Below are 18,405 nucleotides of genomic sequence, written 5' to 3'. Positions count from 1 at the left end.
GAGTGGAACTTCGAACGCCCGGCCTTCTTGTGGAACCGGTGGTTCGCATTTGATCGGTGCCGACATGGATCGATTGAAGCTCTCGCTGAGGTGTGCGCTGCTTGTGGCGCCGCTTGTCCTGACGACCGGAAGCGCCCTGGGGCGCGACGATGGCCGCTACGCCAACTCGCCCCTGAAACCCTGGTTCGACAGCTTGCGCAGCCATCTTGGGCCCTGCTGCTCGGATGCAGATGGCTTTGCTGTATCCGACCCCGATTGGGAATCGCACGATGGGCACTATCGCGTGCGGCTCGACGGGCAGTGGGTGGATGTGCCTGATGAGGCCGTCATCACCGAGCCAAACCGGGCTGGCCACACCATGGTATGGCCGGTGAAGACTGCGTTCGGGATTTCGATCCGCTGCTTCATGCCGGGCAGCATGATCTGACGCGGGTGGGCGTTACCGCTTGCTGGATTTGCGCTTCGAGGTCTTCTTCGTTGTCTTGGTCGTCTTCCTGGCCGTCTTCTTGGCTGTCTTCTTCTTGGACGTTTTCCGCTTCGACGCCTTCTTCGGGACTTTCTTGCCCTTCGCGCGCGCTTCCGACAGGCCGATTGCGATCGCCTGCTTGCGACTCTTCACGCGTCCGCCACGACCGCCGGGGCCGCTTTTCGCGGTGCCCTTCTTATAACCGCGCATCTCGCGCTCGACATCACTGCTGGCGCTGCGTGAGTAGCGGCGTTTCTTTGCCTTGCGTGCCATCAACTCTCTCCCTTGGCCCGGGAAAGAACCGCATCACTGACCCTACGTTCCAAATGCGCTGGCCGCGTTCCTCAGAAGGAGTTCGCCAACTCGATCTCGTCTTCCAGCGCTCGAATGCGGCGCGCAGCCTCAGTGGAGGACAGAGCCCGATCGTATTGAGTGGGCTGATAGGCTTCCTCGCTCAGACGCTTCAGCCTCAGCCCCTGCGCTCTCGTCATCTGCTCCGTGAGGAAAACCCTGGCGTCGTATTTACCCTGAACCTGCATCTGGCCTCTCCGTTCTCAAATCGTCACTTGACTATATGTTCTTATTTTGTTCTAACAAGCCATGGACAACAGAATTAATGAAATTCGACGCAAAATCAGCGCCTTGAGGCTCGAGATGGCCGACATCGAGGTGTCTGTGCGCGACCTCGTCGATCGCGACCGCGACTGCACAGAAAAGGCCCTGGCGCAGATGGATCTGCGCCGGAAAATCAACCTGCTGATCGGCGAATGGAAGGCGGCCGGTGGCGGCGATGTCTTGCCTGACGTCCGCGAGCGGGTCCGCCTTCGTCCTGCAACGACATCCGGTAGTCCGCTGCGCGTGATCGCGCGCCGCTGAGAATTTTGGGAGCGTGCGGTGGAAGAAGACCCGGACACGTACCGGATTCTAAAACTGCGCGCCGAAATTCTCGAACTCGGCTCCGCCATCCGGCAATTGCAGCGCGAGGGTCTCGACGATGCCGCAGCGCAGCTCCTGATCGCACGCAAACGTGCACGGCTGGAGCATCTCGTGAAGGCGAATGCCACGGGACGGCCGCTTTAGCGATGCGACGCTGGAAGGATTCCCAATCTAGCTCCAAACTCCAGCTCCAAAGCGAAAGGCCCCGCGTCGCCGCGAGGCCTTTGATTGTCGGCCGGAGCTCACTTGGTGTTGCTCATGCCGCCCTTGTTGTTCGTCATGGTGCCGCCTTGGTCGGAGCCGGGGCCAGAACCACCTTGACCGGAGGGATCAGCGCCCTTGGAGGACTTGGTGTTGGCACCCGTGGTCTGCGACGAGGACATAGCGGATCCATGCTTGGCCTTATGCGACTTGGCCTGCACGGCGAACGGAGCGGCGGCGAGGCCGGTTGCCAACATCACGGTAAGAGCGAGCTTGGTGGTTTTCATGCGCGGGAACTCCCTGAGTTGAATTGACGCAGGCAGCCAACCGCCATTTGCTGCAGGAGTTCCGAACGAAATCGCCCGGTGCGCGTCACGCGCGCTTCAAAATTCCTTGTCCTCGGCGAGGATGAACACGAGGCCCGTGAGCGTTGCGCCGATCGCGAACGTCGTCACCAGTGTGATGATGAAGACCATGCCGGCCGAATGTCCGCCGTGGTTCAACAAATTTGCGACGGCCGGATTGAACAGGACGAGGGCGAGACCGAAGACAAGGCCGAGGGCTGCGCCCATCATCGCATGCGTCATCAGCTTGATGACGCCGGTCGGAGAGATGAGGCTCGGCGACTTTTTCCCGCGCATGGAACCGCCTCGCGGTGTGGCATAAAACGCATGCGACGATTGCGGGTTCCATTGTCATGACGATTTTGTCATTCCCCGCTTCATCCGACGTTCATGGCGGTCTTGCGAGGATGAATGCCATCAACACGGGAACATTCGATATGGGTAAGGTCGTCTTTCTCTATCGCTCGCTGGCCTATCGCAACGCGGCTGCGGACATGCTGCGCAAGGCGCGCAGGCTGCCGCGCGGCGCCGAGCGGAGCGCAGCCCGCCGTTACGCGCGGGCGCTGCGCGAGCTTTCGCAAACGGAAGCCTGGCTGGAAGGACGTGTCGCTGACGAACCGCAGGCGATGCAGAGCATGAGGGTCGCCGCGACGCGCTAGATCATGATCGGTTCTGAGTGAATCAGGGCCGAAGCTCCAGATTCCTATCTTTACGCGCGAACCGGAGCCCACTTCGCTCGCAAACGCGCTAGCCTGAGGCCCGCTGAAGGGGTTCGGACGGAGCCACGTCGAACTTGCTCGCGGCCGGCGGCGCTACGGTCTTCCGCGTCAGCGGCACCTCAAGGCGGCACAACAGGCCTTCGGCACGCCAGTTGAATTCCGCCTGTCCGCCGAGTTGCGATTCCACACTGGCAAGCAGGCTCCGCGTGCCGAAGCCACGGGATTTCGGCGTCCTCACCAGCGGACCGCCGGTTTCGTCCCAGGTCAGTGTGAGGTGGTCGTCCTCGACCTGCCAGCCGATCGCAAGCCGCCCAGACCGCGTCGAGAGCGCGCCATATTTCGCCGAGTTGGTGAAAAGCTCATGCAGCGCCAGCGCCAGCGTCTGCGCTGTCGCCGGCGCCAGCTGAACTTCCGGACCGGCCAGCTTGATCTGGCCGCCGAGCGAGTAGGGCGCGAGCTCCTCGTCGATCAGCCTTGAGAGTTCGGCGCCCTGCCAGCTCGACAGCGACAGGATCGTGTGCACGCGCGCCAGCGCGTTGATGCGCCCCTCGACGGCGTTGACGTAAGCCTTGACCTCGTCGGCGCGGGTGAGGCGCACGATCGATTGCGCCAGCGCCAGCGCGTTCTTGGCTCGATGATCCACCTCGCGCGCCAGCAGGTTTTGTCTCTCTTCCGCGCGTTTGCGTTCGGTGATGTCCACGGTGACGCCGCTCACGCGCACCACGCGGCCGCCCTGGTCCACCGTCGCGGCTGCCGTGCCGACGCACCAGCGCACCTCGCCATCGGGCCGGCTGACGCGAAACTCGCCTTCATAGGCGTGCGCGCCGGTGTTGAACGCGGCAATCGCCTGGCCGAACTGGTCGACGTCATCAGGGTGCAGCAGCGCCTGGATGTTGGCTGAGGTGACGTTGAAGGTCTCCGGCGTCACGCCGAAGATGCGGTACTGGCCTTCGTCCCACATCCAGTCGCCGTTGACCCAGTCCCAGTCCCACGATCCCATCTTGCCGGCGGCGATCGCCATGCTGCGCCGCTCTTCGCTCTCGCGCAGCTTTGCGGTGGAATTCTCCAGCTCGGCCGTGCGTGCGCGAACGCGGTCTTCGAGCTCCTGGTTCAGCCGTTCGAGCTCGCGTGTCTTGCGGTAGAGTTCGGCGAACACCTTGATCTTGGCGCGCAGCACCTCCGGCACGACCGGCACCGGGACGTAGTCGACGGCACCCATCTCGTAGCCGCGTAAGCGGTCGATATCGCTGACCTGAATGGCCGAGATGAAGATCATCGCGGTCTTCTGGAAGCGCGGATGCTCGCGGATCATCGCGGCCAGCTCGAATCCGTCGAGCTCGGGCATGCAGACGTCGACCAGGATCACCGCGATCTCGGTCTTGAGCAGCACCTCCAGCGCCTCGCGGCCCGATGATGCGATCACGAGGTTCTCGCCGAGTTCCTTCAGGATCACCTCGTAGGCGAGCAGCTTGGCCGGCTGGTCGTCGACGAGGAGGATGTTGACCTTTTCGTGGTCCATTCGCGGATCCAAACTCAGCGGTGCAGCCACATGCGGATTGCAAGCAGCAATTGATCGGTGTTGACGGGTTTGGCGAGGTAGTCGGACGCACCGGCTTCCAGGCATTTCTCACGGTCGCCCTTCATCGCCTTGGCTGTCAGCGCGATGATCGGAAGGCGGGCGAAGGCCGGATTTTCGCGAATGACGCCGATGGTCTGATAGCCATCCATCTGCGGCATCATGATGTCCATCAGCACGATGGCGATCTCCGGATTGGATTCGACCAGCGTTACCGCCTCGCGGCCGGTCGTGGCCGTCAGCACCTTCATGCCCCGACGTTCCAAGACGCTCGACAGCGCGAAGATGTTGCGGGCGTCGTCGTCGACGAGCAGGGCGGTCTTGCCGATCAGGTCTTCGTCGGAACTGTTCAGCTTCTCCAGCATGCGCTGCTTCTCGACCGGCAGTTCCGTGATGACGCGATGCAGGAACAAGGCGGTCTCGTCGAGCAGGCGCTCCGGCGATTCCACGCCCTTGACCACGATGCTGCGCGCCATGGTGTGGAGTTCCGCATCTTCCTCCGCCGAGAGCTCGCGGCCGGTGAAGACCACCACCGGAACGTTCGACAGCGCCTCGTCGTTGCGGATCTGGTCCAGCACCTCGAAGCCGCTCATGTCGGGCAGCCGCAGGTCGAGCACCACGCAATCGCAGGGTGCCTCGCGCAGTGTCGAGAGCGCGCCGGCGCCGGTATCCGTCGTCACGATCTCGATGTCGTCGTGATGCAGCAACTCGCGGATCGAGAGCTGCTCGGCCTCGTTGTCCTCGACGATCAGGAGCCGCTTGCGCCGCGGCCGCGCATATTCCTTGATCTGCGTCAGCGCGGCTGAGACGCCCTCGGTCGTGGTCGGCTTGTTGACGAAGGAGAAGGCACCGCGGGCCAGCGCATGCTGGCGGTCCTCGTCGAGCGTGATGATCTGCACGGGGATGTGGCGGGTCAGCGGATTGTGCTTGAGCTGGCTCAGCACCGTCCAGCCCAGCATATCAGGCAGGAACACGTCGAGCGAAACGGCCCGCGGCTGATACTGCTTGGCGAGCTCCAGCGCCTCCGCGCCGCGCGCGGCGACCAGAACCTTGAAGCCCTTGTCACGGGCGAGATCGACCAGCACGCGGGCATAATGCGGATCGTCCTCGACGATGAGCAGGATGGTATCGCCGGGCGCGAGGTTGAGGCGGTCGTCGGCAATCTGCTCGATGACGCGCTGCTGTTCGGGCGCAGCCGCTTGCAACGCCGGTGGCTGACTGTACTGCTGCGGCGCGGGTGCACGCGGCGCGAGCGTCGGGCCGGAATATTTCAGCGGCAGATAGAGCGTGAAGGACGAGCCCTTGCCGGGCGCGCTGCGCAGATGGATCTCGCCGCCGAGCAGGCTCGCGAGCTCGCGGCTGATCGCAAGTCCGAGACCGGTGCCGCCGTATTTGCGGCTGGTGCCGGCGTCCGCCTGCTGGAACGCCTCGAAGATCAGCTTCTGCTTCTCGAGGGGAATGCCGATGCCGGTGTCCGTCACTTCGAACGCGATCACCGCCGGCGCTGAGTTCAGCACCGGATGATCCGTGCCCCAGCCGCCGACCGCGGCGACGACCTTCAGGCGCACCTCGCCTTCGGCGGTGAACTTGAAGGCGTTGGAAAGCAGGTTCTTGAGAACCTGCTGCAGGCGCTTGGAGTCGGTGACGATGCTGCGGGCCAGGTTCGGGTCGACGTCGATCTTGAACGACAGGTTGCGGTTTTCCGCCTCGTGCCGGAACGGCCGCCCGACGGTCTCGAGCAGGTTTGCAGTCAGAATCTCCTCGGCGTCGACCGTCACCGTGCCGGATTCGATCTTGGAGAGATCCAGGATGTCGCTGATGAGGTTGAGCAGGTCGGTGCCGGCGCCATGGATGGTGCGGGCGAACTCGACCTGCTTGGCCGAGAGGTTGCCATCCGGATTGTCGGTGAGCTGCTGTCCCAGGATCAGGATCGAGTTCAGCGGTGTGCGCAGCTCGTGGCTCATATTGGCGAGGAATTCGGACTTGTACTTCGAGGTCAGCGCGAGCTCGGTCGCCTTTTCCTCCAGTGCGCGGCGGGCCTGCTCGATTTCCTGGTTCTTGCGCTCGACCTCGACGTTGCGCTCGGCGAGCTGCTGCGCCTTCTGCTCGAGCTGGTCGTTGGTCTGCTGCAATTCGCGCTGCTGGGTCTGAAGCTCGCCGGCAAGCTGCTGCGACTGCTTGAGCAGGCCTTCGGTCTGCATCGTCGCCTCGATCGAGTTGAGCACGATGCCGATGGAGTCGGTAAGCTGCTCGAGGAATGTCATCTGCGAGGTCGTGAACGAGGTCAGCGAGGCGAGCTCGATCACCGCCTTGACCTGGCCTTCGAACAGCACCGGCAGCACGACGAGGTTCTTTGGCGCGACGCGGAACAGCGCCGAGTTGATCGGCACCACGTCGGGTGGAATGTCGGCAATGACGCGCGGCCGTCTGTCGAGGGCGCATTGGCCGATCAGGCCGTCGCCGAGCGGGAGCACGCGCTGATAGGGATAGACGCCGTCGCCGGCATAGGAGGCGAGCAACAGGAGCCGCGGACTATCCTCGTTCTCGACCTGGTAGATCACGCCGGTATGGGCGTTCACCAGGGGTGACAATTCGGTCAGCAGCAGCCGGCCGACGGTGGTGAGATCGCGCTGACCCTGGAGCATGTTGGTGAATTTGGCGAGGTTGGTCTTGAGCCAGTCCTGCTCTGTGTTCACGTCCGTCGTGAGACGGAGGTTCGTGATCATCGTGTTGATGTTGTCTTTCAGCTCGGCGACTTCGCCGCGGGCGTCGACCTGGATCGACCGCGTCAGGTCGCCCTTGGTCACGGCGGTCGCGACTTCCGCGATCGCGCGCACCTGCGAGGTGAGGTTGGCTGCGAGCAGGTTGACGTTGCCGGTGAGGTCCTTCCAGGTGCCGGCTGCACCCGGCACGTCGGCCTGGCCGCCGAGCCGTCCCTCGACGCCTACCTCGCGCGCCACCGACGTCACCTGATCGGCGAAGGTCGCGAGCGTCTCGGTCATGTTGTTGATGGTGTCGGCGAGCGCCGCGACCTCGCCCTTGGATTTCACAGTGAGATTTTGCTTCAAATCACCGTTCGCAACTGCGGTCACCACCTTGACGATGCCGCGGACCTGCTCGGTCAGGTTCGCCGCCATGAAGTTGACGGTGTCGGTGAGGTCCTTCCAGGTGCCGGCCACACCGGGCACCTGGGCCTGGCCGCCGAGTTCGCCTTCAGTGCCGACTTCACGCGCGACGCGGGTGACTTCGCCGGCAAACGCGTTGAGCTGGTCCACCATGGTGTTGATGGTGTTCTTCAGCTCGAGGATTTCGCCCTTCACGTCCACGGTGATCTTGCGGGACAAGTCGCCGCGCGCGACGGCGGTGGTGACCTCGGCGATGTTGCGGACCTGCGTCGTGAGGTTCGCGGCCAGCAGGTTGACGTTGTCGGTGAGATCCTTCCAGGTGCCGCCGACGCCGGGCACGACGGCTTGACCGCCGAGCCGGCCCTCGGTGCCGACCTCGCGCGCGACGCGCGTCACTTCGGCGGCGAAGGAGCGCAGCTGCTCCACCATCGTGTTCAAGGTGTCCTTGAGCAGCAAGATCTCGCCGCGCACGTCCACCGTGATCTTCTTCGACAGGTCGCCGCCGGCGATCGCGGTCGCGACCTCGGCGATGTTGCGGACCTGGGCCGTCAGGTTCGAGGCCATGAAGTTGACGTTGTCGGTGAGGTCCTTCCAGGTGCCGGCGACGCCGGACACCTCGGCCTGACCGCCGAGCTTGCCTTCGGTGCCGACCTCGCGCGCCACACGCGTGACCTCGCCGGCGAAGGCGTTGAGCTGGTCGACCATGGTGTTGATGGTGTTCTTGAGCTCGAGGATTTCGCCCTTCACGTCCACGGTGATCTTGCGGGACAAGTCGCCGCGCGCCACGGCGGTGGTCACTTCGGCGATGTTTCGGACCTGGGCGGTGAGGTTGCCCGCCATCGAGTTCACGCTGTCGGTCAAATCCTTCCAGGTGCCGGCGACGCCGGGCACGTTGGCCTGGCCGCCGAGGCGGCCTTCGGTGCCGACCTCGCGCGCCACGCGCGTCACCTCGCCCGCGAAGCGGTTGAGCTGGTCGACCATCGTGTTCAGCGTGTCCTTGAGCTGAAGGATCTCGCCGCGGACGTCCACCGTGATCTTGCGTGACAGGTCACCGCCGGCGATGGCGGTCGCGACCTCGGCGATGTTACGAACCTGTGCGGTGAGGTTGCCCGCCATCGAGTTCACGGAGTCGGTCAAGTCCTTCCAGGTGCCGGCGACGCCGGGCACGTCGGCCTGGCCGCCGAGCTTGCCGTCGGTGCCGACCTCGCGCGCGACGCGCGTGACTTCGCCGGCGAAGGCGTTGAGCTGGTCCACCATGGTGTTGAGCGTTTCCTTCAGCTGAAGGATTTCGCCCGACACATTCACGGTGATCTTCTTGGACAGGTCGCCCTTGGCGACCGCGGTCGCGACTTCGGCGATGTTGCGGACCTGACCGGTGAGGTTCGAGGCCATCGAGTTGACGGAATCGGTCAGGTCTTTCCAGGTGCCGCCGACGCCGCGCACGACGGCCTGACCGCCGAGCTTGCCTTCGGTGCCGACCTCGCGCGCGACGCGCGTGACTTCGCCGGCGAAGGCGTTGAGCTGGTCCACCATGGTGTTGATGGTGTCCTTCAGCTCCAGAATTTCGCCGCGCACGTCCACGGTGATCTTCTTCGACAAGTCGCCGCCGGCGACCGCCGTGGTCACCTCGGCGATATTGCGGACCTGCGCGGTCAGGTTCGACGCCATCGAGTTGACGCTTTCCGTCAGGTCCTTCCAGGTGCCGGCGACGCCGAGCACGTTGGCCTGGCCGCCGAGCCGTCCCTCGGTGCCGACTTCGCGCGCCACGCGCGTGACTTCGCCGGCGAAGGCATTGAGCTGGTCCACGCAGGTGTTGAGCGTTTCCTTCAACTGAAGGATCTCGCCCGAGACGTTCACCGTGATCTTCTTCGACAGGTCGCCGCCGGCGATCGCGGTCGCGACGTCGGCGATGTTGCGGACCTGCGCGGTCAGGTTCGACGCCATGAAGTTGACGTTGTCGGTGAGGTCCTTCCAGGTGCCGGCCACACCGGGCACCTGGGCCTGGCCGCCGAGCTTGCCCTCGGTGCCGACCTCGCGCGCCACGCGCGTCACTTCGGAGGCAAAAGAGTTGAGCTGGTCCACCATCGTGTTGATGGTGTCCTTCAGCTCCAGGATCTCGCCGCGCACGTCCACCGTGATCTTGCGCGACAGGTCGCCGCGCGCCACGGCGGTCGTCACGTTGGCGATGTTGCGGACCTGGGCGGTGAGGTTGCCGCACATCGCGTTCACGGAGTCGGTCAGGTCCTTCCAGGTGCCGGCGACGCCGGGCACGATCGCCTGTCCGCCGAGCTTGCCGTCGGTGCCGACCTCGCGCGCCACGCGCGTCACTTCGGAGGCGAAGGAGCGCAGCTGGTCCACCATCGTGTTGATGGCTTCCTTGAGCTGAAGGATCTCGCCGCGGACGTCGACGGTGATCTTCTTGGACAAGTCGCCGTTGGCGACCGCGATCGTCACCTCGGCGATGTTACGAACCTGGTTGGTCAGGTTGTTCGCCATCGAGTTGACGCTCTCGGTCAGATCCTTCCAGACGCCGGTCACTTCCGGCACCTGGGCCTGGCCGCCGAGTTTGCCTTCGGTGCCGACCTCGCGCGCCACGCGCGTCACCTCGGAGGTGAACACGCCGAGCTGCTTGATCATGGTGTTGACGATGGTCGCCGACTGCAGGAATTCACCGCGCAGCGGGCGGCCGTCGACGTCCAGCTTGACAGTCTGGAGCAGGTCGCCTTGCGCCACCGCAGCGACCGCGCGCGTCACTTCGCGCGTCGGCCACAGGAGGTCGTTGATCAGCGTGTTGACGGAGCCTTCCATGTCGGCCCAGGAGCCGCTGGCGAGGCCGAACTTCACGCGCTGGCGGGTCTTGCCCTCGCGCCCCACGACCTGACCGACCAGCTCGAGCTGCTGCGCCATGCGCTGGTTGGCGGCGATGATTTCATTAAAAGTGTCGGCGATCTTGCCGTCGATGCCGAGATAGTCCCCGCTCATCCGCACCGAAAAATCGCCGCTGCGCATCGCCTGCAAGGCGAGCAGCAATTCCGGCCGCGAATCCGGGTCCGACATACCATTGGTTTTTGGCTTTGGGACGCGACGACCGGAGCGTGATGCAGTTCCGGGATCGAGGTCGCTCATACTGATTCCCCCGCGGCGTCGGCCGAATCCAAGGCGTGACGCAGTTGTCAAAATAGACCGTCAGCCAAATTCGAAATCAAGCGCCAACGTTGCAGCGCTTGGAATTGGAACCTGCCGTGCTCAGCCCGGCCAAAATAACGGTGAGGAGTGACGATGGTTCCATCCCGTTCAGGAAAAAGCCGGCCGGCCGCTGCACCAGAGCTCCGAGCCGTCCTAGGAGAGGGGGCTGGCGCGCCCAGCGGGCGCGGGGCTGTGACTGGCGACCCTGCCGCAAGCTCCGCCACGTCACGCGCTGATTCGCTGACCACGGGGACCGCGACCAGCGGCCGGAGAGCCAGCAGCATCATCCGGAAGACAAATAGGGCTGCTATTTATCCGCCATGGTGCGCTCCGCATCTTTCACCTGCGTGCGCAGCATCGGCAATTGCTCGCGCGCGAAGGCGGCGAGCGCAGGATTGTCGGGCGCTTTCAGATAGCGCTCGAGCAGGTTGATGGCGGAGTCATATTCGGGGATTTGCGCGGCATAGAAGCTTCTGACGTAAGTCGGTCCATCCGCATTTTCGGGCTCGACGAGGCTTGCGCTCACTGACGTCGTCTTGCCGGCGTGCGGCTCCGCACCGATCGCGTCCTGAATCTGCTTCAGGGTTTTGTCGCGCTTGCCCGCCTCCTCGGCGCGCAGGGCCGCGAGATTCTTCACCTCCGCATTGCCTTTCAGGTCGGTGCTTTCCAGCAGGCCCTGCTGGAAACGGCTGAAGCTATAGAGGCCGGTGATGACATCGGTTGCGGTCGGCACGCGGTCGCCGGCCGTTCGCTCACCCATATTGTCGGCGAACGCCGAGGTGCTGATGAAAGCCAGGATGATCGCGACGAGAATCCTCATGCATCTCCAATGACCGATGGCGTGCGAAGTTCCCCCGGCGTTACGATCCGGTAAGGGCGATTGCGGAGCGAGAGTTCCGTTCCCACATCTTCTGTATGAAACAGTCTGACATCTTCAGGGATAACGCCGACAACTGCCTTCAGCTCGCCGAGCGCGCGGAAGGGCAGCCCACCCACAAACGCTATTTGCGCATGGCGGCTGCCTGGACGGCATTGGCGAACGAGCAGGACTGGCTGGACGGTGAAATCCCGCCCGTAAAGGTCCGCGTCCTCCGAACGCAGGATGCGTGAGCGCTCTCATCTCTGTGAATCTGCGTGTGAGACCGCTCACGGAATGCAAGCAACCAATCCAGGATCATCCACGAACGGTCGATCGCGTTGATTTCGATTCCAGAAGGAGGTTTTGCGATGGCTCCACGTCTGGCTCTTCTCTCGCTCATTCTCGCCTTTGGCGTCTCGGTCGCGTTCGCGACAGTGACGACGGTGCGGCAGGTGCATCTGGAGAATGCATCGGCGGCGATCCACGCCACGCATAGTTAGCGCTGCGGGCCTCGCGCGCCGGAACATTCGTTGTGCCGGCGCGTAAGCGCTTCAGGACATCTGGAGAGGCGAGAGGACATCATGGCGCATTCCGACCACGGCATCGTCAAGGACAAGCGGGCGGAAGATCAACCGCGCGACAAGCAGCGCGCGCAAGCCGTGCACAAGACGGATTCGAAGGGCTCGCCGTCGCGCGAAGCAACGCGCGATCCCAAGCTCAACGACAACACCAAGACACCGGGCTCCGGCGTGATGCCGGACGATTCCGGCGACGCGCCGACCGGCTAGTTCTCGCGAGGAACGAATCCCTTCGCGACGAGTCGACGGATTGCTTCCGGCTGTCATGCCCCCGGTGCGCCGGAAGCAATCTCCAAGGACGGCCCTGGCACGCCACTGTGCCGGGGTCGTTTTTGCTTGGGAGAGACTCAATCCTCGGTGTCGCCCTCGGGCTTCGCCGGCGCGTGTCCTTCGGGACCGCGACCAAAGACACCAAACTCGCTTGATTTGATGCCTGCCGACGGGTCGATGCTCGTCTCGATGCCCGCGGCTGCGAGCCCGAACTTGAGAAGCTCTCGGACCGCCGCAGCGCGCGTCGGCATGCGGTGCTTGAATCGGAAATCATCGACGGCGGCCAGCTCTTCCGGCGAGAGCATAACCTGGAGGCGCTCGGCGCGAAGGTCATTCATGGTCGATCACGCAAAGTGAGTAAGTTGAGTAGTTTGCTCAACGAACGAGTTTGGCGCGAGTTCCACAAGAGTCGGAAAAATCGTCAGATTAGTAAAAATAATCAGTGAAATCAATAAGTTATTATTGAAACAACTCTGGCGGTGGCGCATTCTTTCGGAAGAGAGGGAGAACAGGCCATGACGGAGGAAGTCAGGTTACCCCGTAAGCTTTCCGAAGAGCCCGAGGCGCCCAAACCGGTGCGTCCGAGCCATCAGAAGGTCATCGAGCAAGTCGAGCGCTGGGCCAACAGCTCGGGGCTGCAACCACCGAGGACGGAAGATGCGAAGACGATCTGAGCCCCACACGTTCGAACAACGTCTCAAGGCAGAGCAGCTGCGGCTCGAGCACGAACTGTCGTGCTTGCCGGATGGACAGCAGCGCGATTCTGTTATGGCGCGCATCGATCAGCTTCAGACTGCTGCCGCGATGCATGATTTCCTGATGCTACCGGAGGCCGCGGCCGCTCGCTGATCGCCCCTGGCGACCGTGCTCCGTGTCTGATGCGACCACCAGAACATGCGCCGGAACGTTCGCTCGCAGACCCGGTTGGTTCACACGTTGGCTGAGTGGAGAATTGGGATGCTGATGCAAGACGAGTTGGACCGCAGCGAGATGGGCAGGTTGATCGGCAGCGACAAGGTCGAGGGAACATCGGTCTATGGCGCCGATCGCAACAAGATCGGTTCGATCGAACGCGTGATGATCGACAAGGTCAGCGGAAAGGTCTCCTACGTCGTGCTCGGCTTCGGCGGTTTCTTGGGCCTCGGCAACGACCACTATCCGCTGCCTTGGCAGTCGCTGAAATACGATACGGAGCTCGGCGGCTATGTCACCGGGATTACCGCCAAGACGCTCGAAGGCGCGCCGAAATACGACGAACGAAGCGACTGGAACTGGGGTGACGACGCGGCAGTCCGCGGCATCAACTCGTATTACGGCGTTCCCTTCGCGTAAGCTCCCATGGAAAGCGAGCTCCGATGAGCAAGGAACGGCCCACCGACTGGATGCCCCGGTCGAGGCGGGGCACGACACCTTTTGCTTGGCGCCACTCTACCCCACCGCTTCCTTCCGCCCCGGCCCCGCATGCACATGCACCTGTTTCGCATGCAGTGGCTCACCGCATTCCGAGCAGACCATCACGGGGTCGAACTCCTTGCCGCAAGTCTTGTGCTGGTGCAGCAGCGGGCGGCCGCGCTCGTCGCCCATGTGGGTGTCGCCCCAATGCACCATCGCCATGATGATCGGGTAGAGGTCGAGGCCCTTCTGCGTCAGGATGTATTCGTAGCGCTTGGGCGCCTCGGAATAGGGGACGCGGCGCAGGATGCCGAACCGCACCAGCTTCTTCAGACGCTCCGAGAGCAGGTGCCGCGTGATCTGGAGCGAGGACTGAAATCCCTCGAACCGGCGCACGCGTAAAAAACATTCGCGCAGGATCAGCAGCGTCCAGCGGTCGCCGACCACGGCGATGGTGCGGGAGAGCGAGCAGGGCTCTTCATCCAGCGTGTCCCACTTCATGTAGCGATCTCCGGCAAAGGGTAGTAAGTCAGAAAAAGGAACTGACTTGAATGATCAGCGCTATTCTCGCTGCAGGCTACCATTCACCCCTGTAGTTTGACAGTTCTATTTTAGAACTATAGCCTCCGGCTCAATCACATGCCGTTCCCACAGGAGGAGGTGACCTTGCCCAAGCGAAACGCGACAGCCGCCGTGATCGGGGCCGGCGATTTCATCGGCTCCGAGATCGCCAAGAAATTTGCCGCGGAAGGTTTCACGGTCTTTGCCGGGCGCCGCAACGGCGACAAGCTGGCGCCGCTGGTGAAGGACATCGAGGCCGCCGGCGGCGAGATTCACGCGCGCTCGCTCGATGCACGCAAAGAGGAGGAGGTCATCTCCTTCCTCAATGACGCCGACCAGCATGCGCCGCTCGAAGTCTGCATCTTCAACGTCGGTGCCAACGTCAATTTCCCGATCCTCGACACCACCGAGCGCGTGTTCCGGAAGGTGTGGGAGATGGCCTGCTATTCCGGCTTCCTGGCCGGCAGAGAAGCGGCGCGGCTGATGCTGCCGCGCGGTGGCGGCAACATCTTCTTCACCGGTGCGACGGCGAGCTTGCGCGGCGGCAGCGGCTTTGCTGCCTTTGCCAGCGCAAAATTCGGACTGCGCGCAGTGGCGCAGGCGATGGCGCGCGAGCTCGGGCCGAACAACATCCACGTCGCCCATCTCATCATCGATTCCGGCGTCGACACCGAGTGGGTGCGGCAGCGCCGGCTCGAAGCGCTCGGGGCGAATGCGATTGATAATCCCGATCTTCTGATGCCGCCGTCATCTGTCGCGGATGCCTATTGGCAGCTCTATCAGCAGCCGAAGAGCGCCTGGACCTTCGAGATGGAGATCCGTCCCTTCGGAGAGAAATGGTGACCGCGGAGCAAGACTGCGGCTAGACTGATCCCAATACAAACTGAAATCCGGGAGGCCCCTACGTGAAGACCGCGATCACCGAACTGTTCGGCATCGAGCACCCGATCATTCAGGGTGGCATGCATTTCGTCGGCTTTGCCGAACTCGCCGCTGCCGTCTCCAATGCCGGAGGGCTCGGCATCATCACGGGTCTCACGCAGAAGACGCCGGAATTGCTCGCGAAGGAAATCGCGCGCTGCCGCGACATGACGGACAAGCCGTTCGGCGTGAACCTCACCTTCCTGCCGACCTTCGCGGCGCCGCCTTATCCGGAATACATCGCGGCCATCGTCGAAGGCGGCATCAAGGCGGTGGAGACGGCGGGGCGCAGCCCCGAACAATACATGCCTGCGCTGAAGGCCGCCGGCATCAAGGTGATCCACAAATGCACGTCCGTGCGCCACTCCCTGAAGGCCGAGCGCATCGGCTGCGACGCCGTCAGCGTCGACGGCTTTGAGTGCGGCGGCCATCCCGGCGAGGACGACATTCCCAACATGATCCTGCTGCCGCGCGCGGCGGAGGAATTGAAGATCCCGTTCGTCGCCTCCGGCGGGATGGCGGACGGGCGCAGCCTCGTCGCAGCGCTGTCGCTGGGTGCGGCCGGCATGAACATGGGCACGCGCTTCATCGCCACCAGGGAAGCACCGGTGCATCAGAACGTGAAGAACGCGCTTGTTGCGGCAACCGAGCTCGACACCCGCCTGATCATGCGCGCTCTGCGCAACACCGAGCGCGTGCTCAAGAACGCCAACGTCGATCGTCTGCTCGAGATCGAGCGCGAGAAGGGCGCCAAGCTGAGCATCGACGACATCCACGACCAGGTCGCGGGCGTCTATCCGAAGATCATGCTGGACGGCCAGATGGACGCGGGTGCCTGGAGCTGCGGCATGGTCGCAGGGCTGATCCACGACATCCCCTCCTGCAAGGAGCTCGTCGATCGCATCATGGATGAGGCGGAAGAGATCATCCGCAGCCGCCTGATGGGGTTCCTGGACGGGACGGGTGCGGCGCGAAAGGTCGCCTGACACCGCCAAACTTCTTAACCACGGCGGCACTTGGCCGCTGGAATTGCGCGTGACGCCTCCTAAATAGAGGTAAATTACCCCTTGAAATAAGTGATTTCAGGAGGCGTCCGTGGTCCTGAAGAGCGTTTCTTTTGCAGTTGCCGTTGCCCTCGTGCTCGCATGGGGCGGCATTGCGCGCGCTGACGACTACAAGCCCGACGAATATCTCGGTCTCGATCTCTCCAAGGCGGTGCTGTCGCCGAAGCGGCTTGGGCCCGAGACGCAGTTCGCCCCGGTCGCGTTGGAGGCGAAGGGTGGCAACGAGGCGCAGGCGCGCGGCGAACCCATCGACGTGCCGAAGAAAGTTGCCGCCGAGCGCGTGCACGTGACCGGGCCGAAGGTTGTTCATGCCAGGAGCGCCCAGCCGCGCGGCGCAGCGCGCACCAAGCTTGCACATCGTCGCGGCAATCCGCTGGACGCGCAGGCGATGGACACCCGCATCCAGACCTGGCCGTGCCGCACCGGCGGCATCTGCAACTGGAAGCACTAGCCGGATCTCTCGCGTCATCCGGGCGTCGCAAAACCGTAGGCGCGGAGTCAAGAAACCGTCAGGATAGGAGTCAAGGAGCGCAGGCACCTTCCGTCGTGATTCGACGAAGGTTTCCTGAATGGCAACGCTCCGCGCCTCGCGCGCATGGACCCGGCGGCAGTTCCTGGTCCGCTCGACTTCAAGCCTCGCCGTTGCCGCGCTCGGCACACTCGCAAAGCCATCCATCAGCCGCGCCGCCGATCGCCCGCAGATCGCGGGTGGCATTCAGTCCGGCGATGTCTCGGATGGCTCCGCCGTGATCTGGGCGCGCGCCGACCGGCCCGCGCGGATGCAGGTGGAATGCGCGACCGTCGAGAGTTTCAAGACGATCATGGCGTCAGCTTCGCGCGACGCGCTGCCCGATGCCGACTTCACCGCAAAACTGCTGCTGAACGATCTGCCGTCCGGGCAGGACATCTTCTATCGCGTGCGCTTCGACGACATCGCCACCGGCATTGCCGGCGAAAGCCGCGTCGGCCATTTCCGCACAGCGCCGGCCGCAGGGCAATCGATCTCGTTCGTGTGGTCAGGCGACGTCGCGGGGCAGGGCTGGGGCATCGACATCTCGCGCGGCGGCTATCGCAGCTATCGCACCATGCTCGACAATCGCCCGGACTTCTTCATCCACTCCGGCGATCACATCTACGCCGACTGCACGATTCCCTCTGAGCAGAAGCTGCCGAACGGCGAGACCTGGCGCAATCTGGTGACCGAGGAAAAAGCCGAGGCCGCGCACACGCTGGCGCAATTCCGCGGCAACTACAAATACAACCATCTCGACGAGCATTTTCGCGCGTTCCATGCGGAGGTGCCGATGTTCGCACAGTGGGACGACCACGAGGTCACCAACGACTGGTCGCCGACCGGCAGCTATGACGACGCCGGCTATGAGGACGACGGCACGCCGCGCCTGGTCGCGCGCGCCCGCCGTGCCTTCTTCGATTTCATGCCGATCCGCGACGTCGGCGCGCGACAGGGCCGCGTCTATCGCAAGATCGCTTACGGTCCGCTGCTCGACGTCTTCATGATCGACATGCGCAGCTACCGTGACGACAGTTGGAACAAGGGCGAGGACCATCGCGGCTGGATTCTCGGTGCCGAGCAGCTCGCCTGGCTGAAGCGGGAGCTTGCCGCTTCGCGTGCGACCTGGAAGGTGATCGCGGCCGACCTGCCGATCGGCCTCGTCAGTCTCGATGCCGTCGCGCTCGGCAATGGAGCGCCCGATCGGCGTGAGCATGAAATTGCCGACCTCCTCAGCTCCATCAAGCGCGCCGGCATCCGCAACATCGTCTGGCTCACCGCCGACATGCACTACACCGCCGCGCATTATTACGATCCGAACAAGGCGCAATTCCAGGATTTTGAGCCGTTCTGGGAGTTCGTCTCCGGCCCGCTCCATGCCGGCACCTGGGGTCCGGGCGAGCTCGACAATACGTTTGGCCCGGTCGCGATGTACCAGAACGGCTGCAGCGAGGCGCAGGGGGAGAACCTCGCGCCGTGCTTCGGCCTGCAGTTCTTCGGCAGGGTCGATATCGACGGTGCGAGCGGCGTGATGACCGTGACCTTGAAAGACGTCGACAACCGCGACCTCTGGTCGGTCGACATCGTGCCGCAGCCGCAGGCGCGCCCGGCCGTGGTCGCGCAGCATTCGTGAGTGGGCAACTCTCTCCGTCGTCATGGCCGGGCTTGACCCGGCCATCCACGCCCTGCTGCTCGG

22 protein-coding genes are annotated in these 18,405 nt (G+C 63.7%); 13 read left to right on the top strand and 9 right to left on the bottom strand.

The genetic code is table 11. The features are described 5' to 3' along the window. Positions 1 to 64: 64 nt before the first annotated feature. Positions 65 to 427, top strand: a complete 363-nt coding sequence (locus AB7290_RS33410) for a hypothetical protein (protein ID WP_028148242.1) — start codon at positions 65 to 67, stop codon at positions 425 to 427. A gap of 12 nt (positions 428 to 439) precedes the next feature. Here the strand turns inward: AB7290_RS33410 and AB7290_RS33405 are convergent, their stop codons facing one another. Next, on the bottom strand, positions 440 to 739 hold the full coding sequence (locus AB7290_RS33405; protein WP_085401315.1) for a DUF6496 domain-containing protein: 300 nt from the start codon (positions 737 to 739) through the stop codon (positions 440 to 442). A 71-nt stretch (positions 740 to 810) separates the two neighbouring features. Next, positions 811 to 1,005, bottom strand: coding sequence for a DUF3072 domain-containing protein (locus AB7290_RS33400; protein WP_028148240.1), 195 nt, complete (start codon positions 1,003 to 1,005; stop codon positions 811 to 813). 115 nt (positions 1,006 to 1,120) lie between these two features. Between AB7290_RS33400 and AB7290_RS33395 the strand changes: the two genes are divergently transcribed. Continuing rightward, positions 1,121 to 1,342 carry a hypothetical protein gene (locus tag AB7290_RS33395; protein ID WP_038958668.1) on the top strand — a complete coding sequence of 74 codons (222 nt, stop codon included), beginning with the start codon at positions 1,121 to 1,123 and terminating at the stop codon, positions 1,340 to 1,342. Positions 1,343 to 1,360: 18 nt separating this feature from the next. Further along, the gene (locus tag AB7290_RS33390; protein ID WP_085401314.1) at positions 1,361 to 1,546 is read left to right on the top strand and encodes a hypothetical protein; all 186 of its coding nucleotides are present in this window, start codon (positions 1,361 to 1,363) and stop codon (positions 1,544 to 1,546) included. A gap of 98 nt (positions 1,547 to 1,644) precedes the next feature. Here the strand turns inward: AB7290_RS33390 and AB7290_RS33385 are convergent, their stop codons facing one another. Next, on the bottom strand, positions 1,645 to 1,890 hold the full coding sequence (locus tag AB7290_RS33385) for a hypothetical protein (protein ID WP_063984953.1): 246 nt from the start codon (positions 1,888 to 1,890) through the stop codon (positions 1,645 to 1,647). A gap of 96 nt (positions 1,891 to 1,986) precedes the next feature. After that, positions 1,987 to 2,244, bottom strand: a complete 258-nt coding sequence (locus tag AB7290_RS33380) for a hypothetical protein (protein ID WP_085401313.1) — start codon at positions 2,242 to 2,244, stop codon at positions 1,987 to 1,989. Positions 2,245 to 2,300: 56 nt separating this feature from the next. Between AB7290_RS33380 and AB7290_RS33375 the strand changes: the two genes are divergently transcribed. Further along, positions 2,301 to 2,606: a hypothetical protein gene (locus AB7290_RS33375; RefSeq protein ID WP_245344073.1), complete on the top strand. Its 306-nt coding sequence runs from the start codon at positions 2,301 to 2,303 to the stop codon at positions 2,604 to 2,606. An 88-nt stretch (positions 2,607 to 2,694) separates the two neighbouring features. On the opposite strand, the gene AB7290_RS33370 is transcribed toward AB7290_RS33375, so the two are convergent. From AB7290_RS33370 to AB7290_RS33360, 3 genes are all read right to left on the bottom strand, one after another. After that, the gene (locus AB7290_RS33370; RefSeq protein WP_085401332.1) at positions 2,695 to 4,185 is read right to left on the bottom strand and encodes an HWE histidine kinase domain-containing protein; all 1,491 of its coding nucleotides are present in this window, start codon (positions 4,183 to 4,185) and stop codon (positions 2,695 to 2,697) included. A 14-nt stretch (positions 4,186 to 4,199) separates the two neighbouring features. After that, positions 4,200 to 10,493: a HAMP domain-containing protein gene (locus AB7290_RS33365; protein WP_441254239.1), complete on the bottom strand. Its 6,294-nt coding sequence runs from the start codon at positions 10,491 to 10,493 to the stop codon at positions 4,200 to 4,202. Positions 10,494 to 10,860: 367 nt separating this feature from the next. Further along, the gene (locus AB7290_RS33360; RefSeq protein ID WP_085401311.1) at positions 10,861 to 11,373 is read right to left on the bottom strand and encodes a DUF4142 domain-containing protein; all 513 of its coding nucleotides are present in this window, start codon (positions 11,371 to 11,373) and stop codon (positions 10,861 to 10,863) included. A 95-nt stretch (positions 11,374 to 11,468) separates the two neighbouring features. Between AB7290_RS33360 and AB7290_RS33355 the strand changes: the two genes are divergently transcribed. The 3 genes from AB7290_RS33355 to AB7290_RS33345 all read left to right on the top strand — a co-directional run bounded on the left by AB7290_RS33355 (position 11,469) and on the right by AB7290_RS33345 (position 12,200). Next, entirely contained in the window at positions 11,469 to 11,663 is a 195-nt protein-coding gene (locus AB7290_RS33355; protein WP_085401310.1) for a hypothetical protein, read from the top strand. Between the two features lie 117 nt (positions 11,664 to 11,780). Further along, the gene (locus tag AB7290_RS33350) at positions 11,781 to 11,912 is read left to right on the top strand and encodes a hypothetical protein (RefSeq protein ID WP_256376429.1); all 132 of its coding nucleotides are present in this window, start codon (positions 11,781 to 11,783) and stop codon (positions 11,910 to 11,912) included. 81 nt (positions 11,913 to 11,993) lie between these two features. Continuing rightward, the gene (locus tag AB7290_RS33345; RefSeq protein ID WP_028148231.1) at positions 11,994 to 12,200 is read left to right on the top strand and encodes a hypothetical protein; all 207 of its coding nucleotides are present in this window, start codon (positions 11,994 to 11,996) and stop codon (positions 12,198 to 12,200) included. Positions 12,201 to 12,337: 137 nt separating this feature from the next. Here AB7290_RS33345 and AB7290_RS33340 read toward each other — a convergent pair whose 3' ends face one another. Continuing rightward, positions 12,338 to 12,598 carry a hypothetical protein gene (locus AB7290_RS33340; protein WP_028148230.1) on the bottom strand — a complete coding sequence of 87 codons (261 nt, stop codon included), beginning with the start codon at positions 12,596 to 12,598 and terminating at the stop codon, positions 12,338 to 12,340. Positions 12,599 to 12,775: 177 nt separating this feature from the next. Between AB7290_RS33340 and AB7290_RS33335 the strand changes: the two genes are divergently transcribed. Continuing rightward, positions 12,776 to 12,934 carry a hypothetical protein gene (locus tag AB7290_RS33335; RefSeq protein WP_166350489.1) on the top strand — a complete coding sequence of 53 codons (159 nt, stop codon included), beginning with the start codon at positions 12,776 to 12,778 and terminating at the stop codon, positions 12,932 to 12,934. A 283-nt stretch (positions 12,935 to 13,217) separates the two neighbouring features. Beyond that, entirely contained in the window at positions 13,218 to 13,592 is a 375-nt protein-coding gene (locus AB7290_RS33330) for a PRC-barrel domain-containing protein (RefSeq protein ID WP_085401308.1), read from the top strand. A 96-nt stretch (positions 13,593 to 13,688) separates the two neighbouring features. Here the strand turns inward: AB7290_RS33330 and AB7290_RS33325 are convergent, their stop codons facing one another. Next, positions 13,689 to 14,153 (bottom strand): winged helix-turn-helix transcriptional regulator, encoded by a 465-nt coding sequence (locus tag AB7290_RS33325; RefSeq protein ID WP_085401307.1) that lies wholly within the window; start codon positions 14,151 to 14,153, stop codon positions 13,689 to 13,691. Positions 14,154 to 14,318: 165 nt separating this feature from the next. Here AB7290_RS33325 and AB7290_RS33320 point away from each other — a divergent pair, with 165 nt between their 5' ends. The 4 genes from AB7290_RS33320 (at position 14,319) to AB7290_RS33305 (ending at position 18,342) form a co-directional block, all read left to right on the top strand. Further along, complete coding sequence (locus tag AB7290_RS33320) at positions 14,319 to 15,056, top strand: SDR family oxidoreductase (protein ID WP_085401331.1); 738 nt, start codon at positions 14,319 to 14,321, stop codon at positions 15,054 to 15,056. 62 nt (positions 15,057 to 15,118) lie between these two features. Next, the gene (locus tag AB7290_RS33315) at positions 15,119 to 16,120 is read left to right on the top strand and encodes an NAD(P)H-dependent flavin oxidoreductase (protein WP_085401306.1); all 1,002 of its coding nucleotides are present in this window, start codon (positions 15,119 to 15,121) and stop codon (positions 16,118 to 16,120) included. Positions 16,121 to 16,229: 109 nt separating this feature from the next. After that, the gene (locus AB7290_RS33310; protein ID WP_085401305.1) at positions 16,230 to 16,649 is read left to right on the top strand and encodes a hypothetical protein; all 420 of its coding nucleotides are present in this window, start codon (positions 16,230 to 16,232) and stop codon (positions 16,647 to 16,649) included. A 118-nt stretch (positions 16,650 to 16,767) separates the two neighbouring features. After that, entirely contained in the window at positions 16,768 to 18,342 is a 1,575-nt protein-coding gene (locus AB7290_RS33305) for an alkaline phosphatase D family protein (protein WP_085401304.1), read from the top strand. Positions 18,343 to 18,405 lie beyond the last annotated feature (63 nt).

This window comes from Bradyrhizobium sp. 613_E4_N2_2 (genome assembly GCF_052075995.1).
Lineage (GTDB): Bacteria > Pseudomonadota > Alphaproteobacteria > Rhizobiales > Xanthobacteraceae > Bradyrhizobium > Bradyrhizobium barranii.
Note: the sequence above shows the minus strand (reverse complement) of the source record. Positions and strands in the feature narration are given on the sequence as shown.

Coding starts and splice junctions, on each gene's coding strand:
- AB7290_RS33410 (WP_028148242.1), top strand. CDS start 65: ATGGATCGATTGAAGCTCTCGCTGAGGTGTGCGCTGCTTGTGGCGCCG.
- AB7290_RS33405 (WP_085401315.1), bottom strand. CDS start 739: ATGGCACGCAAGGCAAAGAAACGCCGCTACTCACGCAGCGCCAGCAGT.
- AB7290_RS33400 (WP_028148240.1), bottom strand. CDS start 1,005: ATGCAGGTTCAGGGTAAATACGACGCCAGGGTTTTCCTCACGGAGCAG.
- AB7290_RS33395 (WP_038958668.1), top strand. CDS start 1,121: ATGGCCGACATCGAGGTGTCTGTGCGCGACCTCGTCGATCGCGACCGC.
- AB7290_RS33385 (WP_063984953.1), bottom strand. CDS start 1,890: ATGAAAACCACCAAGCTCGCTCTTACCGTGATGTTGGCAACCGGCCTC.
- AB7290_RS33380 (WP_085401313.1), bottom strand. CDS start 2,244: ATGCGCGGGAAAAAGTCGCCGAGCCTCATCTCTCCGACCGGCGTCATC.
- AB7290_RS33375 (WP_245344073.1), top strand. CDS start 2,301: ATGACGATTTTGTCATTCCCCGCTTCATCCGACGTTCATGGCGGTCTT.
- AB7290_RS33370 (WP_085401332.1), bottom strand. CDS start 4,185: ATGGACCACGAAAAGGTCAACATCCTCCTCGTCGACGACCAGCCGGCC.
- AB7290_RS33365 (WP_441254239.1), bottom strand. CDS start 10,493: ATGAGCGACCTCGATCCCGGAACTGCATCACGCTCCGGTCGTCGCGTC.
- AB7290_RS33360 (WP_085401311.1), bottom strand. CDS start 11,373: ATGAGGATTCTCGTCGCGATCATCCTGGCTTTCATCAGCACCTCGGCG.
- AB7290_RS33355 (WP_085401310.1), top strand. CDS start 11,469: ATGAAACAGTCTGACATCTTCAGGGATAACGCCGACAACTGCCTTCAG.
- AB7290_RS33350 (WP_256376429.1), top strand. CDS start 11,781: ATGGCTCCACGTCTGGCTCTTCTCTCGCTCATTCTCGCCTTTGGCGTC.
- AB7290_RS33345 (WP_028148231.1), top strand. CDS start 11,994: ATGGCGCATTCCGACCACGGCATCGTCAAGGACAAGCGGGCGGAAGAT.
- AB7290_RS33340 (WP_028148230.1), bottom strand. CDS start 12,598: ATGAATGACCTTCGCGCCGAGCGCCTCCAGGTTATGCTCTCGCCGGAA.
- AB7290_RS33335 (WP_166350489.1), top strand. CDS start 12,776: ATGACGGAGGAAGTCAGGTTACCCCGTAAGCTTTCCGAAGAGCCCGAG.
- AB7290_RS33330 (WP_085401308.1), top strand. CDS start 13,218: ATGCTGATGCAAGACGAGTTGGACCGCAGCGAGATGGGCAGGTTGATC.
- AB7290_RS33325 (WP_085401307.1), bottom strand. CDS start 14,153: ATGAAGTGGGACACGCTGGATGAAGAGCCCTGCTCGCTCTCCCGCACC.
- AB7290_RS33305 (WP_085401304.1), top strand. CDS start 16,768: ATGGCAACGCTCCGCGCCTCGCGCGCATGGACCCGGCGGCAGTTCCTG.